The following is a 16,498-nucleotide window of genomic DNA, read 5'->3' on the forward strand; positions in this document are numbered from 1 at the left end:
GCTCCTGTTGTGACAGACAAAAGGGCGGGCCTGCGGGTCCGCCCTTTGTTTCTGCGCAATCTGCGCAGGTTGAAACGCGCGAGGCAATTGAATGACGCAAGCCCCTGACATCACCGCCAAAAGCTGGCTGATGATCGCAACGCTGGGGTTGGTCTGGGGCGCGACGTTCATGGTGATCGAACTGTCCCTGCGCGGGATCACGCCGTTCTGGCTGGCCACCGCGCGGATCAGCTTTGCGGCGCTTCTCACACTGACGATCTGGCGGATAATGGGTGGGCGCATCTGGCTTGGCGAAGGCAGCGCCTGGGGGGCGCTCGCCGTCACTGGTGTGCTGAGCACCGCCCTGCCCTTCATGCTGCTCAGTTGGGGGCAGCAATATGTGACCAGCGGATTTGCCGGGGTGTCGATGGCGGCGGTGGTGCTGATGGTGCTGCCGCTGGCGCATGTCTTCGTGCCCGGCGAGCGCATGACCCAGCGCCGGGTGCTGGGCTTTCTGATCGGCTTCGCCGGTGTGGTTGTGCTGATCGGCGGTCAGGCTTTCGATACCACCGGTGCGAAGCTTGAGGGCTGGGGTCGCCTTGCCTGCCTGTCGGCGGCCTGCTGCTATGCGACCAGTTCGGTGATGATGCGCAAACTGCCCGCGATCGACCCTTACGCGCTGGCCGCGCTGCAATTGAGCATCGGGACTTGCGTTGTTCTGCCCGCCGCGCTGATTGTCGAGGGCCCGCCTCCGCTGCCCTCTTCCGAAACCCTGTTCTATCTGGCGTTGCTCGGCCTTGTTCCCACGGCGGCGGCCAACCTGTTGCGTGTACTGGTGATCCGCAGCGCCGGGCCGGTCTTCATGGGGCTCACGAATTATCAGGTGCCGCTCTGGTCGGTCATTCTGGGAGCCGTTTTTCTGCACGAACCCCTGCCCCAGAGCCTTTTGTTGGCGATGATCCTGATCCTTGGCGGCATGGGGCTCAGCCAGTATGGCGCACTGAAACGGCTCTTCTTCGCAGGGCGCTAAGCCACCGGAGTTTCAACCCCAACCGCCTGTTCGACCGCGTCCACAACCGAACCGACGCTCGCTTCCAACAGCGCCTCATCCTCGCATTCGGCCATCACACGGATCAGCGGTTCGGTGCCCGATTTGCGGATCAGCAGGCGGCCCTTGCCAATCAGCGCCGCCTCGGCGTCCCTAATCGCGGTTTTTACAATCGCCAATTCCAGCGGAGCCTGCCCCTCGGCAAAGCGCACATTGCGCAAGAGTTGCGGCACCGGCTCGAACCGGCGCGCAAGCTCGGAAGCCGGTTTGCCGCTGCGCACCATCTCGGCAAGGAAATGCAGCCCCGCCATCAGCCCGTCGCCAGTGGTGGCAAAATCGCTCATCACGATATGGCCGGATTGTTCACCGCCCAGGTTAAACCCGCCTTCGCGCATCCGTTCGACCACATAGCGGTCGCCAACCGCCGTGCGCTCCAGCCCGATGCCCTGCGCCGCCAGATGACGCTCGAGCCCGAGATTGGACATCACCGTCGCCACCAGCGCCCCGCCCGAGAGCATGCCATCGGCGTTCCAGCGCTCGGCCAGCAGGGCCATCAGTTGATCGCCATCGGCCACGCTGCCGGCCTCATCCACCAGGATCACCCGGTCCGCGTCGCCATCCAGCGTGATGCCCACATCTGCGCCATGCGCCACAACCCTCTCGGCGGCGGCCTCGGGATGCGTGGAACCGCAGCCGAGGTTGATGTTCAGACCATCCGGCGCCACGCCGACCGGAATGACCTCGGCGCCCAACTCCCAGAGGATCTCGGGGGCGGCCCGGTGTGCCGCGCCATTGGCGCAATCGATCACCACCTTAAGCCCATCCAGACGCAGCGCTCGCGGCAGCGAGGATTTGACCCGCTCGCCATAGCGGAACCTTGCATCATCGACCCGGCGCGCCCGGCCGATATTGTGCGCCTGCGCGGGGTGGACCCCGGCTTCAAGCAGTGCCTCGATCTCTTCCTCGGCCTGATCCGACAGCTTGAACCCGTCGGGACCAAAGAACTTGATCCCGTTGTCTTCGGCCGGGTTGTGACTGGCCGAGATCATCACCCCCAGATCAGCCCGCATCGAGCGGGTCATCAGCCCGACAGCAGGTGTCGGCACCGGCCCCAGCAGCAGCACGTTCATGCCGGTCGAGGTCAGCCCGGCGGTCAGCGCGCTTTCGAACATGTAGCCCGACAGTCGTGTGTCCTTGCCGATCACCACGCGGTGCACGCCCTTGGCGTCGCGCCGGAAGTACCGACCGACAGCCGCACCAAGACGCAACGCCAGATCGGCGGTCATCGGATGGGTGTTGGCCGTGCCCCGCACCCCATCGGTTCCAAAAAGCTTCCGCATCCTGCCCCTCGCCGAGTGTTCTTGTTTCTCTGCCCGAAATTAGCGGACGGCGGACCACAGGCGCAAGGCCTGAGCGGTCTCACCCACGTCATGCACGCGAATGATCTGCACCCCCTGCGCCAGCGCGGCCAGCGCGACGGCGATCGAACCCGGTGCACGCGCGTCAGCGCGCGGTTCCCGAGCAATCGTGCCAATGAAGCGTTTCCGCGACGCGCCCAGCAGGATCGGCACGCCCAGATCATGAAACAGGCCGATATTGCGCAGCAGCGTCAGGTTATGATCAAGCGTTTTGCCAAAGCCGATTCCGGGATCGGCAACGATCTGCCCGCGCGGGACGCCCATGGCTTCGAGATGGCTGATGCGATTGTTCAAGAAATCGAACACATCCAGCAGGACATCGTCATAATGCGGATCGTCCTGCATCGTTTCCGGGTCGCCCTGCGCATGCATCACGCAGACCGGAATGCTGCGTGTCGCGCTCAGCGGTGCGAGACCGGAATCGAAGGTGAATCCCGACACGTCATTGACCATGCCGGCGCCCGCATCCAGCGCGGCGGCGGCGACCTCGGATTTTCGGGTGTCGATGGAAATCAGCGTGTCACTCTCGGCAGCTATGGCCGATATGACCGGCGCGGTGCGCGCGATCTCGGTCTCTACGGGCACGAAATCAGCGCCGGGCCGGGTGGATTCGCCGCCAACGTCCAGAATACTCACGCCCTGCGCAACCATCTGACGCGCTGCGGCGCGTGCGGCCTCGACCGTGGCATGCTGGCCACCATCGGAGAAACTGTCCGGCGTGGCGTTCAGGATACCCATGATATGCGGTCGACCCATGTCCAGACCAGCGATCGGCGCACGGGTGCCGGACAATCGTGCCTGTATGTCACTGGCCAGGTCCAGCGCCGCGACCACACGGGGATCACCCTGCCGCGACAGAATCTCGACATGGGTGAACCAGAGCGGGCCACCGGCAACTGGCAGCGCTTCCGCCGGGCGTGCGGACCCGTGCTGGACAATCGGCCGGTGATACGCGCTCACAGGTCAGCCTGATCTGCCGCGCTGTGAAGCAGGGCGACGCCAGTTTCATCCGGCAATTCTGCCCCGATCACCAGCATCTCACCCGCCTCGAAGGTCGCAGCAAACCAGGCGGCCAGCGCAACCGCGTCCGAAGGGTGCGCCGAGGGGCCATCCACCGCGTCCAGAACCACCTTGGAGGGCGCCCAGACGCTGATCTGGCCGTTCTTCATCGCCCAGTCCAGCTCGGTCCGGGTCGAGACCACGACACAGCGCGGATCGCGCGCCGCCAGCACCCACGCGTTCTGTTCGATGGCCAGCAGGTCGATCCGCCGCTGGGTCATGGCATGACCGGTCTGCGGCGCAGCCAGGTCCGAGGCCCCGACACACAGGATCAGCGGGCGCGCGCGCGCCTCCAACTGGTCGATCCAGCCGGGCAGATAGGGTGAAGCAATGGCCGGGTTCGACAGATAGACCAGGCGCGGATGCGGGCGGTCTTCTTCCTGCGGTTCGCTTTGCGCTTTGTCGCGGGCGCGCACGATCTCGACCCCCAGCGCGCCGGGGCCACGGTCCAGTTTCTCGATCCGGACAAAGGCGCGCACCGCCTGCGGTTCCAGCAGGATGCGTTCGGCAACGCGTTCGGCCAGCGTTTCCAGCAGGTTCAGCCGTTCTTCCGACAATTCATGCGCAATCGCTTCGGTCACGCGGTCATAGGACAGAATCCGATCAACATCATCGTCGATCGGCCCGGTCAGAGGCGTCACCTCGACCACAACATTGAAGCAGATGCGCTGGGTGTTGCCACGTTCGGCCTGAAACGCCCCGATCTCGACCTCGACGATGTGGTCGCGCAGGGAAATCCGGTCGAGTGGCGCACGGGGTGCCGTGGCCTCGGACCGCTCCGAGGGATGCGCAAAGGCAAGGCGGATTTCCGAACTCATGAAAGGGTCCTTCGGCTATGCGGCGATCACCGGTTCGGCGGGCTATAGCAGCCCGCGCGCGGTTACGCCAGCATAGGAAATCGGCCCGACATCGGAATTCGCGATCCCGCGTCTGCGGGTCAACACCGCCTGCCTAGACGCGTCACATCAGCAGGCCATGCCAGCCTGCTGATTTCCAAAGGTTTCAGTTGCTCGCAGTGCGATAGTTGTGGCGGTAGAACAGGTGTACGCCGATCTTCGCCGTCCGCTTGTAAACGCGCGACCACTTCGGGTTGACCGCCGTGGTATGGTAATGGGTCGCCCCATCGGTCAGATCCTCAGAGATACCGTCGATGGCGGCACGCGCAATTTTGGTCGCGCGCTGATAGGCCTGCTTTTCAGCGATGACCTCTTTATGCCCATCGCAGGTATAGGTGAACTGGCACTGGTACTTGCGCCCGGTTCCCTGATTGATCACACCGCAGAGCGTGTCCGGAAAGCGGCTACTCTCGACACGGTTCAGGATGACCTCGGCCACGGCGAACTGGCCTTTCACGGATTCACCGCGCGCCTCGAAATAAAGCGCCTCGGCAAGACACTGCCAGTTCTCGTCGCCCTTGGCCTTGGGCAGATCATCCACCCAGGCACGCGAATAGGTCACCTCGACCGGGCGCGCCTTGGGTTGCACATAGGTCAGATATCTGCGGAACTGCGCCCCGGGCAATTCGCCGAGGGACGCCTGTTCATGTTCAATCAACGAGGAGAACCCCGTATCAGCAGCAGTTACAGTAGGCAGCAGCACAGCCACCGCTAAAGCGGCCGTCTTCAAAAATCGGTTCATTTCTAAAACCCCACCAGGTTTATAACGCGCGCCTACCGATCCCCCCGAAAAGCAAACGCAGGCTGCCCTCTAGCCCAGAGTTTGGCGTAGGTCCAGTTCGCAAAAAATTGCAAGCGCAAAAGCAGTGGATTCTTGCCGATGGCAAGATTTTTCCGACGCCACGTCATTCTATATCTTGTGTGGTTCCTAGGGGCCTACCCCTACCTGATGAGAGATGGCCAATTGTGCTGCGGCCAATCGCGCCACCGGCACCCGGAAGGGCGAACACGAGACATAATCGAAGCCCGCCGCCCGGCAAAAGGCAATCGATTCGGGGTTTCCGCCATGTTCGCCACAGACGGACAGGGTGATTCCCGGCTGCGATTCGCGGCCCCTCTGCACTCCAAGCTGCAGCAGCTCACCCACGCCATCCGTGTCCAGCACGTGAAACGGATCTTCGGTAAAGACGCCCTGATTGACATAGGCCGACATGAACCGGCCCGCATCGTCGCGCGACAACCCGTAGGTCATCTGGGTCAGGTCGTTGGTGCCGAAGCTGAGGAACGCGCAATGCGGCGCGATCTCGTCCGCGCGCAGGCAGGCACGCGGGGTCTCGACCATCACGCCAAGCCGGTAGTCGAAATCCCGGCCCTGCTCTGCGGCGACCGAGGCCGCCACCGCATCTATCCGCGTCTTGACCAACTCGACCTCGCGACAGGCAGAGACCAGCGGGATCATCACCTCGGGCACCACCGGTTCGCCCTTTTCGCTGGCTTCAAGCGTCGCCTCGAAGATGGCGCGCGCCTGCATGTCGTAGATTTCCGGCACGGTCACGCCCAGCCGCACGCCGCGCAGGCCCAGCATCGGGTTGTATTCGCTCATCGCCGCAACCCGGCGTTCCACATCCGAGACCGGTATATCCAGCGCCTCGGCCAGTTCGCGCTGACCCGTGCGGTTGGTGGGCAGGAATTCATGCAGTGGCGGGTCGAACAGCCGGATACAGACCGGCTTGCCCCCCATGATCCGGAAAAGCTGCACGAAATCCTTGCGCTGGATCGGCAGCAGCCGCTCCATCACTGCCGCGCGGCCCTTGGGGGTCTGGGCAAAGATCATCTCGCGCATCACCGTCAGGCGGCCTGGCTCGAAAAACATATGCTCGGTCCGGCACAACCCGATGCCCTGCACGTTGAAATTCTGCGCCATCTGCGCGTCGGCAGGCGTGTCGGCATTGGCCCGGATACCGATATCGCATTCCGCCTCAGCCCAGCCCATCAGGGTTCGGAAACTGTCGTCCAGCGCCGCCTCAAGCATTTCCGGCTGTCCGGCCAGCACCTGCCCCGAGGTGCCATCGATGGTCAGCAGATCGCCGGTCTTGAACACGCGCCCATCCTGCGTCATCAACTGCCGCTTCTTGGTCACGAAGCGCAGGCCAGAAGCACCGACGATACACGGCAGGCCCAGCCCACGCCCGATCACCGCGGCATGGCTTGTCATACCGCCTTTTTCGGTCAAAACGGCGGCGGCGGCATGCATGCCGCGCACGTCCTCGGGCGAGGTTTCGCGCCGCACCAGAATGCAGGGCTCGCCGCGCGACGCGCTGGCCTGCGCCTCGGCCGCGGTGAACACGATCTGGCCGGTGGCCGCGCCCGGACTGGCGGCAATGCCGGTGGTCAGTACATCGCGACTCGCATCCGGGTGGACCTGCCGGTGCAAAAGCTCGTTCAGCGCATGCGGATCGACCCGCATCAGCGCCTCTTGCGCCGGAATGATGCCATCCTCGGCCAGCCGAACCGCGATCTGTACCGCCGCGCGCGAACTGCGCGTCACCCGTACCCCGTCCAGAATATGGGCATGGCCGTTTTCGATGACGAACTCGACCTGCATTTCTTCGCGCAGCTTGCGGCGCATCAGCTCGGCATGCTGCTGAAGCTCGGCATAAGCCTCGGGCGCGACCTCCTCCAGCGAGGGGCCACGCTCGTCACGCGCCAGATAAAGCGCGCCGGTCCCCGCCCCCAGCGCATCGCGGCCCTGGCTCTGGCTCAGGTAGCGCCCGGTGATCTGCGGCTGGCCGGTGGTGCTGTTGACCAGTTGCATCACGCCCGAACCGCATTCGCCGCGCCCCAGACCCGGGATCATCTCCTGCACCACAAGGCCCAGCCCCGCATCCGCAGGCGCGCCCTTGGCCTGCCGCAACAGCCGCGCGGTGGTGCCATCCCAGGCGCGGGCCATGGATTTCAGCACCGCCGCCAGCTGCTCGCCCGGGTCCTGCGGAAAGCTCTCGTCGGTTTCGGCTTCATAGGCGTGCAGCGTTTCGCTCAAGCCCTGCTGGCCATCGTCCATCACATCGTCGAACACATCCGGGTCCAGCCGCGCCACATGCAGCGCATAGGTCTGCACGAACCGCAGATATAGCGCCGCCGCCGCATCGGCCCCCATCGTGTCGCTGATGTCCACATAACGGGCATCGTTCATGCCCACATTCAGAACCGCCCCCGGGCCGCCCCAATCAGGGTCCTCCGAGGACGGCCGCACGCAAAGCAGCGCCGTCGGATCGAACTGTTCGAGAATGCGGGCCATGTCAGGCACATGACCATCCGCGATCCCCTGCACGGTCTCAAAGGACAAGGCCACCGTGCGCGGCACCGGCATATCCAGCCGGACCAGCCGCTGCAGGCATTTGGCCCGTCCGCCATGGGTGTTGGTCGCCACCGGGGCGGCAGGGGTGATCAGGGTGGTATGCGGGTTATTCTGCACGGCTATTCTGCACTGCGGCACCTTTTTGTGTTGGCCGCAGCATAAGAAGGATTGGGATCGACGCAAGGGAGAGCTTGGGGATGCGTATTACTACGCATCCCCTGATTTATCCCTCGATCCGGGTCAGATCGGCCACGCTGGAGCAGATGCTGCGGATCTGGCTCAGCAGGTTGAGCCGGTTGCGGCGCAGCACCTCATTGTCGGTATTGACCTGCACCTCCTCGAAAAACGCATCAATCGGCCCGCGCAATTCGGCCATGGCCGCCATCGCCGCCGGGAAATCCTCGGCCTTGAGCGCGGGGGTGATTTTGGCCTGCCCGGCCTCCAATGCGGCAAACAGCGCCTTTTCGCTGTCACTCTCGGCGAATTTGAGGTCCGCGCCATAGGAGTATTCAACCCCATCCTTCTCCTCGGCCTGGGTGAGGATGTTGTTGGCGCGTTTGAAGCCCTGCACGAGGTTTTCGCCGTCTTCGGTGGCAATCACCGCATTCAGCGCCCGGGCGCGCTTGACCAGCAGGGTCAGATCGTCATTGCCCTCCATCGCGATACAGGCGTCGATGATGTCGTGGCGAATGCCCTCATCGCGGAGGAAGACTTTCAGGCGGTCATGGATGAAGGAGAGGAGGTCAACAGCGAGCGATTTGTAGTAAGAACTAACCTTCTCGACGGATTTTGATCTATTCTCGATTTCTTCCTGACTGGTTTCGTTTTCAAGGGGAGAAGTCTTTTCATATTGATGAACCAGCCACAGATCGGAAATTTGATCAAAGTGGTCGTTCGATCTAGCTTCGAAAGCGTCCGCTAGTTTCTTGCGTTCGTCGCCAGAAATCTTGTCATTCGACGCTGATTTGATGGCAGCTATCAATTCCATAAGGTACGGGCGAACGTCATCCCCTCTATTTGCAGAGTAGCTTAGGAGGAATGTATCGCTTAGCAATCCAGCCGCTACACCCTCCTGAAACTCGAAGTCACCAAACCCAGAAATTGCGCTAAAATAGGCATTCCAACGAGAGTAATCGTGATTATCAAATAGCGAGAAGATGCTTTCGTACACTATATCGCCGAGTTTGACCTTCAATTCGCTTTCCAAAGTCAACCGAATGACCCCAAGTGCAGACCTCCGCAACGCAAACGGGTCTTTCGAGCCAGTCGGTTTCTCCTCAATCGCCCAGAACCCGGTCAGCGTGTCGAGCTTATCGGCCAGTGCAACGGTCACCGAAAGCGGTGCGGTGGGGACATCGTCGGAGGGGCCGAGGGGCGAGTAATGCTCTTGCGCCACGGCAGCGACGGCGGCGTCTTCGCCTGCCTCTTCGATGTAATACCGCCCCATAAGCCCCTGTAGTTCCGGGAATTCATAGACCATTTCGGAACTCAGATCGGCCTTGGCCAGACGCGCGGCCTTTTCGGCTTGTTTCGGCTCAGCACCGGTAACAGACGCCAATTCGCCAGCCAGTGCGGCAATGCGGTCGATGCGCTCGGCCTGGGTGCCCAGCTTGTTGTGGAAGGTCACGTTTTCAAGCGCGCGGGTCCATTGCGCCATGTCCGACTTGGCGACGCGCAGGTCATTCTCCCAGAAGAACTTGGCATCGGCCAGCCGCGCCGAAAGCACCTTTTGATTGCCCGCCAGAATGGTCGCGCCATTGTCGGCGGTCTCGCGGTTGGCGACGGTGATGAACCGCTCAATCCGGCCCGTCTTGGGGTTCTTCACCGAAAAGAATTTCTGGTGTTCCTTCATCGAGGTCTGCAGCACCTCGGGCGGCAGGTCGAGGAACTCATCGTCGATCTGCCCCATCAGCACCACCGGCCATTCCACCAGCCCGGCAACCTCGGCCAAAAGGCCCTTGTCCTCGACCACCTCAAGCCCCGCGGCGAAGGCCATGTTCTGGGCATCGGCCCAGATGTGATCGGCGCGCTCAGAGGGCGACAGCACCACATACGCGCGCTTGAGCTGTGTCTCGTAATCCTCGAAAGAGGTGACAGAAATTGTGCCCGACGCCATGAAGCGGTGACCTTCGGTCTTGTCGCCCGCCACGATGCCGTCCACCTCCAGCGGCACCACCTGCGCGCCGGCCTCATCGCTGAGAATGCACAGGATCGAGTGCAGGGGCCGCACCCAGCGCAAGGACCCGCTGCCCCAGCGCATCGACTTGGGCCAGGGGAAGTTGCGGATCGTCGCCTCAAGTACCTCGGCAATGATCTCCGCCGCCGGGCGGCCCGGCTTTTCGATGCTGGCGAAATAGACCGCGCCCTTGGGGGTATCGCGTTCTTCGAGTTGGTCGCGGGTCAGGCCCGCACCGCGCAGGAAGCCCTCGATCGCCTTGTCGGGCGCGCCCACTTTCGGACCTTTGCGTTCCTCGCGAATGGTCGGGCTTTCCGCCAGCAGGCCTTGAACTGTCAGCGTCAACCGGCGCGGTGTGGTCAGCGCCGCCGCCCCGGCATAGGTCAGCCCCGCCTCGACCAGACCATCGGTGATGCGCTTTTTGAGATCCTCACCGGCGCGGGTCTGCATGCGCGCGGGGATTTCCTCGGAAAACAGTTCGATCAGCAGGTCGGGCATGGTGTCCTCAGAAATTCACGATCATCTGGATGACGATGGCGTTGGCGATGTCCACAAAGAACGCGGATACAAGGGGGAGTACGATAAAGGCAATAGGCGACGGGCCATATCGCTTGGTGACGGCGGTCATGTTGGCGATGGCGGTGGGGGTGGCACCCAGCGCGAAGCCTCCGAACCCGGCGGCCAGCACCGCCCCGCGATAGCCCGAGCCCATCACCGGGAACAGCACATAGATCACAAAGAGCACGGTAAAGAGCGTCTGAGCGGTCAGCACCACCAGAATGGTCATGCCCAACTCGGCAATGGTCCAGAGCTGCAGGCTCATCAGCGACATCGCCAGAAAAGCACCAAGTGCAAATTCCGAGGCCAGCGCCAGTGCCGGTGTTCGACTGACCGGGACGGCGTCGGGGGCCAGCCAGCTGCGCAGGTTGGCGATCAGGATGGCGACGATCAGGCAGGGCACGAAGAGCGGCAGTTTCAGGCCCGCCTCGGCGATCAGGATATTCGCGCCATAGCCGAAGATGATCGCCAGATGCAGGTAGAGGATCACCCGCATGAAGCCAATCGGCGTGATCGCGGCATCTTCTTTCTCTTCGGCCGGGATACCGACGGTAAGCTCTTCGTCGGGGCGGTCGGGGGTCAGGTTGTTGCGCTCGACCAGGAATTTCGCCACCGGACCGCCCACTAATGCGGCCAGCACAAGGCCCAGCGTCGCCACCGCGACGCCCAGTTCGGTCGCGCCCTCAAGCCCGGTTACTGCGCCCACATCGGGCGCCCAGGCAATCGCCGTTCCGTGCCCGCCGATCAGCGCGGCGGAACCAAACAGCACGCCCGATTGCGCCGGATAACCAAAGGCCACCGCCCCAAGCGCGCCGATCAGGTTTTGCGCAAGGATGGTCAGGACCGTCAGGACAAGCAGCAGGATCAGGGGTTTGCCACCCTTGATCAGGTCGGAGAACCGGGCGTTCAACCCGATGGCGGCGAAGAACAGCACCAGCAGATAGTCGCGGGTCTCCATCTCGAAGGTGAATTCGATCCCGGCGATCAGATAGATCGCCAACGAGAGGCTTGCCGCCACCAGCCCGCCGCTGACCGCTTCGGGAATGTTGAAGCGGCGCAGGAAGTCGATGCGGGCATTCAATTCGACCCCCAGCAGGAACACCGCCAGCCCAAGCGTCGCAGAAATCATGTCAGGGACAAACAGGGTCATTTCGCTGCCTCCGGCCGCGGTGGGCAGGCCTCGCCCACGACGGTCCCGTCATAGGATTTGCGCCCGCAATCATTGAGAGCGTGCCAGACATAGCCTTTGCCATCCTTGGTCACGGCGACGATCCGGTCCACGCCGTAGTGGATGTTCTTGGCCCCGAGGTAGGCCCGCGCCGCGCCGCTCGACAGTGCCTCGGCCAGTGCCTGCTCGTCAAAGCAATCGAACCAACCCGGCGTTGTCAGCGGCTCGGCCCCTTCGGCGGCACGAAAGGCGGCGCTCAGTTCATCAAGGCTCTGGTCGGTTTCAAAGCAGGCCCGGTAGCGGATCGGGGAACTGTCGGCGTCGATTGCCCGAAACCCGCTATAAGAGATGGCTTGAGGCGTCTCGCCCGCAATCGGCAGCAGGGCAACATCACGCCCCGGTTGCGGCTCAACATCGTAGTAGAAGCCATAAATCTGCATGTAATACATCAGCCCACCGGCGGCGGCGGCGCTGACAAGAATGACAATGGCGAGCAGTTTTCCTTTCATCTCTGGTCTCTTACCTCACGCAACCTCTTTCAACGGACCGCGAAATCGGTCAGCATGCCCGCCACAGGCAGCAATCGCGGGCAATGAATTCTCATGGACACTACATTTGTCATTTCGTTGTTCGGAGCGCTTTTTGCGATCATGAACCCGATCACCAACCTGCCGATCTTCCTGAGCGTCACCGAAGGGGCCAGCACCGCCGACCAGAAGAAGGTCGCGATCAAGACCGCCACCTACAGCCTGATCATGGGCGGCATCGTGGCGGTGGCGGGCAGCCAGATGATGGACCTGTTCGGCATCAACGTCGACGACTTCCGGGTCGCGGGCGGGCTGGTGGTGCTGCTGATCGCGCTCAACATGCTCAACGGCAATGAGAGCAGCTCGCACCACGGCACCGACGGAGAAAAGCGGGACTATCCTGCACCCGAGACGGTGGCCTTCTACCCGCTGACCTTTCCGATCATTGTCGGCCCCGGCACCGTGGCGACGCTGATCGTCTACGCCAATCAGATCAAGACCCTGCCACATGCCCTTGTCTTTGCTGGTATTTTCATCGGCATGGTGCTGTTTGTCGGGCTGGTGTTTTGGAACGCGGCCTCGCTGGCGCGGTATCTGACCGGATCGGCCCGCGTCATCATGAGCCGCCTGATGGGTATGATCCTGGCCACCATCGCCGTCAGCATGATCGTGGCGGGCCTCAAGGCGCTGCTGCCCGGACTGGCATAGGGGGCCAACCGGCATCAGCCCACGTGCCCCCCTGCCGTGGTCTGGACGAAGGCATCCGCACATTGCTTGGCCAGCGCCCGCACCCGGCCGATATAGGCCTGCCGCTCGGTGACCGAAATCACGCCGCGCGCATCCAGCAGGTTGAAGATGTGGCTGGCCTTGATGCACTGATCATAAGCGGGATGCGCCATGATGATCCGCTTGCCGGTCTTGGGGTCGTCATGTTCCTGCGCCAGGATGGTGGCACATTCCGCCTCGGCCTCTTCGAAATGACGCAGCAGCACCTCGGTATTGGCCACGTCGAAATTCCAGCGGGCGTATTCCTCTTCGGTCTGCTTGAAGATGTCGCCATAGCTTAACGGGCTGGGCGATTGCGGGTCGTTGAAGGGCATGTCCATCACGTGGTCGATGCCCAGCACATACATGGCCAGACGTTCCAGACCATAGGTCAGCTCGCCCGAGACCGGCGCGCAGTCATAGCCGCCGACCTGCTGGAAATAGGTGAACTGGCTGACTTCCATGCCGTCACACCAGACCTCCCAGCCCAGACCCCAGGCGCCCAGCGTGGGGCTTTCCCAGTCATCCTCGACAAAGCGGATATCGTGCAGGTCCATGTCGATACCAATGGCCTCAAGCGAGCCCAGATAGAGCGCCTGCAGATCGGGCGGGCTGGGTTTGATCAGCACCTGGAACTGGTAGTAATGCTGCAACCGGTTCGGGTTTTCGCCGTAACGCCCATCGGTGGGGCGGCGCGAGGGCTGCACATAAGCCGCCGCCCAGGGGTTGGACCCCAGCGCACGCAGCGTGGTCGCGGGGTGGAAGGTGCCCGCACCGACCTCCATGTCATAGGGCTGCAGGATGGCGCAGCCCTTTGAGGCCCAATAGGTCTGAAGCCGCAGGATAATCTCCTGAAACGAGCGCGGTGCGCCGGATGTGTCACTCATGGGCCTGCCTTCATGGACGCGTCGATGGGATCAGAGCTTTCCTATGCAAGCAATCAAGGAGGGTCAACGGCCCTTCTGGACGCATGCCCGCCCCGGCTGTCGTCCATAGACCACACACGCTGCGTCGCATCATTGCAGGCATGGTGTTTCCGGTGGGTTCCCGCGTATGTTGCACGAAACAGACAAGAGTTAAGGCAAGAGTTCCCCCATGATCCGGTTTTTCGTCGCATTCCTCCTTGCGGTCACCTTTGGCCTGCGCGCCGCCACGGCCCAGCAATCCGGCGCCGAGGGCGTCTGGGTCCAGATCGAGGCCCATTCCGATTTCCCGGTGGCAGAGCAGCGCGCGCAGTTCTTCTCCGGCAGCCTCGCCGATGTGCAGGGCTTTGCGCTGGGTGGTGGTTGGTACGGGATCATGCTTGGCCCCTACACCCGCGCCGATGCCGAGCAGGTGCTGCGGGTCTACCGCGCCGAGCGGCAGATCCCCAGCGACAGTTTCCTTACCTTTTCCCGTTCGCTGGGTCGGCAGTTCTGGCCACCCGAGGGCGGTGCAGTTGCGGTGACCACCCCTGCCCCGACAGCACCTGCGGTGCAAACGCCCGTGGTGATCTCGGATGAAACACCGGCGCAGGCCCGACGCAGCGAGCGACAGCTCAGCGCTGCGGAACGCCGCGGTTTGCAGACCGCGCTCAAGGCCGAAGGGTTCTACAATTCGACCATCGACGGGGCGTTCGGGCCCGGCACCCGCCGCTCGATGGCCGACTGGCAGAGCGTCAACGGCTATGAGCCCACCGGCATTCTGACCACCAGCCAGCGCATCGTGCTGATGGACCAGTATAACGCGCCGCTGCTGAGCGTCGGCATGGCACGCCGCTCGGATGAAAAGGCCGGGATCTCGGTCGATCTGCCCTTGGGCGAGGTTGCTTTCAGCCGCTATGATCCACCATTCGCGCATTATGACGCGCAAAGCGATCTGGGCGCGCGGGTCCTGCTGATCAGCCAGCAGGGCGAGCGGGCCGACCTGTTCGGGCTGTATGATGTGATGCAGACGCTGGAGATCGTGCCGCTGGACGGACCCCGCCAGCGTCGGAAGGACAGCTTCACCATCGAAGGGCGCGGCAACGGCATCGTGTCTTATACCGAGGCCACCCTGCGCGATGGTCAGATCAAGGGCTTCTCGCTGATCTGGCCCGAGGGCGACGAGGGTCGCAGGGCGCGCGTGCTGCAGGCCATCAAGACCAGTTTTGCGCGCACCGATGGCGCGCTTGATCCGGCCGAAGGGGCAGATGCGGCGCAAAGCGTTGATCTGGTCTCGGGGCTTGAGATTCGCAAACCGCGCCTCTCGCGGTCGGGGTTTTATGTGGACCGGTCCGGCGCGGTGCTGACCGTGGCCGAGGCGGTGCAGAACTGCACACGGATCACGCTGGACAACACCTATCGCGCCGATCTCGTCAGCCAGGACGAGGGGCTTGGCGTCGCCATCCTGCGTCCGATCCAGCCACTGGCCCCGATGGCGGTGGCCGAACTGCACCCGAGCGAGCCCAAGCTGCAATCGCCGGTCACGCTTGCGGGGTATTCCTACGAAGGCGTGCTGGGCGCGCCGACGCTGACATTCGGCACTCTGTCCGATGTGGCCGGGCTGCGCGGCGAGGTCGAATTGTCGCGCCTGGCCCTGGCCCCGCAGGAAGGCGATGCGGGCGGGCCGGTTTTCGACACCGGTGGCTCTGTTGTGGGCATGTTGCTGCCCGATCCGGCCAACGGCCAGCAACTGCCCCGCGATGTGAGCTTTGCCGCAGATGCGCAGGCGTTGCGCAACGTGCTGGAGGCGTCAGGGCTGACGGTGGAGAGCGCCTCGGACGCGACAGATATTACGCCGGATGAGCTGAACCGCCGGGCAAATGGCATGACCGTTCTGGTAAGCTGCTGGGACTGAGGAAGGCTGGCGCGCGCCGTCGCGCCACAAGATGGAAAAGCGCAGGTCTTTGATGTTGAACAGGCGGGGTTTGATCACCGCAAGCATGGCAGCGGCCGCCGCGCCGTTTGTGCGGTCGGTTTCTGCCAAATCCCCGGCGGTTCCACCGGACGACGCGCTTCGGCGTTTGAGGGATGGCAATGCGCGCTATGTGGCGAATACGCCGGTCAACACCGATCATTCGGTCGGGCGCAGCGCCCGCGCGCTGGGGCAGCAGCCCTTTGCAGCCATCGTCAGCTGCGCCGATTCCCGCGTAGCGCCGGAACTGATCTTCGATCAGGGGCCGGGCGAATTGTTCGTGATCCGTGCGGCGGGCAACGTCATTAGCGACTATGGGCTGGCAAGCCTGGAATACGGCACGACGGTGCTTGGCATCTCGACGATCCTGGTGCTTGGGCACAGTTCATGCGGGGCGGTCGAGGCGACGATCTCGGCCATTCGGGATGAAACCATGCCGGGCGGCCATCTGCCGGGGCTGGTGAAGGCGATCCGCCCTGCCGTGCAGCAGGCCATGCGCGAAGACCCACCCGACCTGCTGGCCGCCGCGACAGCGCGCAACGCCCAGTTGGGCGCTGAAAAGGCGCAGCGGGCTGACCCGATCCTGTCGGAGTTGAGCAAGACCGGCGACCTGACTGCACGCGCGGCGGTTTACGACATTGCCACTGGCAAGGTGGAATTCCTTTAGGGCCA

13 protein-coding genes are annotated in these 16,498 nt (G+C 63.2%); 4 read left to right on the forward strand and 9 right to left on the reverse strand.

Features of this window, described 5'->3' with window-relative positions:
- Positions 1-91: 91 nt before the first annotated feature.
- Positions 92-1,009 carry a DMT family transporter gene (locus M3P21_RS12620; protein WP_249710393.1) on the forward strand — a complete coding sequence of 306 codons (918 nt, stop codon included), beginning with the start codon at positions 92-94 and terminating at the stop codon, positions 1,007-1,009.
- Here the strand turns inward: M3P21_RS12620 and glmM are convergent.
- The 8 genes from glmM to M3P21_RS12660 form a co-directional block, all read right to left on the reverse strand.
- Positions 1,006-2,367, reverse strand: coding sequence for a phosphoglucosamine mutase (glmM, locus tag M3P21_RS12625; protein WP_249710394.1), 1,362 nt, complete (start codon positions 2,365-2,367; stop codon positions 1,006-1,008). The two genes, M3P21_RS12620 and glmM, sit on opposite strands and share 4 nt — an antisense overlap.
- Before the next feature lie 39 nt (positions 2,368-2,406).
- The gene (gene folP, locus M3P21_RS12630) at positions 2,407-3,405 is read right to left on the reverse strand and encodes a dihydropteroate synthase (protein ID WP_249710395.1); all 999 of its coding nucleotides are present in this window, start codon (positions 3,403-3,405) and stop codon (positions 2,407-2,409) included.
- Positions 3,402-4,322 (reverse strand): dihydroneopterin aldolase, encoded by a 921-nt coding sequence (locus M3P21_RS12635; protein WP_249710397.1) that lies wholly within the window; start codon positions 4,320-4,322, stop codon positions 3,402-3,404. The genes folP and M3P21_RS12635 overlap by 4 nt, the downstream gene beginning before the upstream one ends.
- 184 nt (positions 4,323-4,506) lie before the next feature.
- Complete coding sequence (locus M3P21_RS12640; protein WP_249710399.1) at positions 4,507-5,142, reverse strand: cell wall hydrolase; 636 nt, start codon at positions 5,140-5,142, stop codon at positions 4,507-4,509.
- Positions 5,143-5,328: 186 nt separating this feature from the next.
- Positions 5,329-7,881 (reverse strand): putative PEP-binding protein, encoded by a 2,553-nt coding sequence (locus tag M3P21_RS12645; RefSeq protein WP_249710514.1) that lies wholly within the window; start codon positions 7,879-7,881, stop codon positions 5,329-5,331.
- A gap of 100 nt (positions 7,882-7,981) precedes the next feature.
- Positions 7,982-10,432, reverse strand: coding sequence for a glycine--tRNA ligase subunit beta (gene glyS, locus M3P21_RS12650; RefSeq protein WP_249710400.1), 2,451 nt, complete (start codon positions 10,430-10,432; stop codon positions 7,982-7,984).
- Positions 10,433-10,439: 7 nt separating this feature from the next.
- The gene (gltS, locus tag M3P21_RS12655) at positions 10,440-11,642 is read right to left on the reverse strand and encodes a sodium/glutamate symporter (RefSeq protein ID WP_249710401.1); all 1,203 of its coding nucleotides are present in this window, start codon (positions 11,640-11,642) and stop codon (positions 10,440-10,442) included.
- Entirely contained in the window at positions 11,639-12,169 is a 531-nt protein-coding gene (locus M3P21_RS12660) for a DUF6446 family protein (RefSeq protein WP_249710402.1), read from the reverse strand. Before M3P21_RS12660 ends, gltS begins: the two co-directional genes overlap by 4 nt.
- Before the next feature lie 93 nt (positions 12,170-12,262).
- Here M3P21_RS12660 and M3P21_RS12665 point away from each other — a divergent pair, with 93 nt between their 5' ends.
- A complete protein-coding gene (locus tag M3P21_RS12665) occupies positions 12,263-12,895 on the forward strand; it encodes a MarC family protein (protein WP_249710403.1) in 633 nt (210 codons plus the stop codon).
- Positions 12,896-12,909: 14 nt separating this feature from the next.
- Here the strand turns inward: M3P21_RS12665 and M3P21_RS12670 are convergent, their stop codons facing one another.
- Positions 12,910-13,839, reverse strand: a complete 930-nt coding sequence (locus M3P21_RS12670; RefSeq protein WP_249710404.1) for a glycine--tRNA ligase subunit alpha — start codon at positions 13,837-13,839, stop codon at positions 12,910-12,912.
- 208 nt (positions 13,840-14,047) lie between these two features.
- Between M3P21_RS12670 and M3P21_RS12675 the strand changes: the two genes are divergently transcribed.
- Together M3P21_RS12675 and M3P21_RS12680 are read left to right on the forward strand one after the other, a co-directional pair.
- Complete coding sequence (locus M3P21_RS12675; protein WP_249710405.1) at positions 14,048-15,769, forward strand: serine protease; 1,722 nt, start codon at positions 14,048-14,050, stop codon at positions 15,767-15,769.
- A 52-nt stretch (positions 15,770-15,821) separates the two neighbouring features.
- On the forward strand, positions 15,822-16,493 hold the full coding sequence (locus M3P21_RS12680) for a carbonic anhydrase (RefSeq protein ID WP_249710406.1): 672 nt from the start codon (positions 15,822-15,824) through the stop codon (positions 16,491-16,493).
- The last annotated feature ends 5 nt before the right edge of the window (positions 16,494-16,498 follow it).

The organism is Ruegeria spongiae, from assembly GCF_023502395.1.
Taxonomy (GTDB): Bacteria; Pseudomonadota; Alphaproteobacteria; order Rhodobacterales; family Rhodobacteraceae; genus Ruegeria_C; species Ruegeria_C spongiae.

Coding starts and splice junctions, on each gene's coding strand:
- M3P21_RS12640 (WP_249710399.1), bottom strand. CDS start 5,142: ATGAACCGATTTTTGAAGACGGCCGCTTTAGCGGTGGCTGTGCTGCTG.
- glyS (WP_249710400.1), bottom strand. CDS start 10,432: ATGCCCGACCTGCTGATCGAACTGTTTTCCGAGGAAATCCCCGCGCGC.
- M3P21_RS12620 (WP_249710393.1), top strand. CDS start 92: ATGACGCAAGCCCCTGACATCACCGCCAAAAGCTGGCTGATGATCGCA.
- M3P21_RS12660 (WP_249710402.1), bottom strand. CDS start 12,169: ATGAAAGGAAAACTGCTCGCCATTGTCATTCTTGTCAGCGCCGCCGCC.
- M3P21_RS12675 (WP_249710405.1), top strand. CDS start 14,048: ATGATCCGGTTTTTCGTCGCATTCCTCCTTGCGGTCACCTTTGGCCTG.
- M3P21_RS12635 (WP_249710397.1), bottom strand. CDS start 4,322: ATGAGTTCGGAAATCCGCCTTGCCTTTGCGCATCCCTCGGAGCGGTCC.
- M3P21_RS12680 (WP_249710406.1), top strand. CDS start 15,822: ATGTTGAACAGGCGGGGTTTGATCACCGCAAGCATGGCAGCGGCCGCC.
- gltS (WP_249710401.1), bottom strand. CDS start 11,642: ATGACCCTGTTTGTCCCTGACATGATTTCTGCGACGCTTGGGCTGGCG.
- glmM (WP_249710394.1), bottom strand. CDS start 2,367: ATGCGGAAGCTTTTTGGAACCGATGGGGTGCGGGGCACGGCCAACACC.
- M3P21_RS12665 (WP_249710403.1), top strand. CDS start 12,263: ATGGACACTACATTTGTCATTTCGTTGTTCGGAGCGCTTTTTGCGATC.
- M3P21_RS12670 (WP_249710404.1), bottom strand. CDS start 13,839: ATGAGTGACACATCCGGCGCACCGCGCTCGTTTCAGGAGATTATCCTG.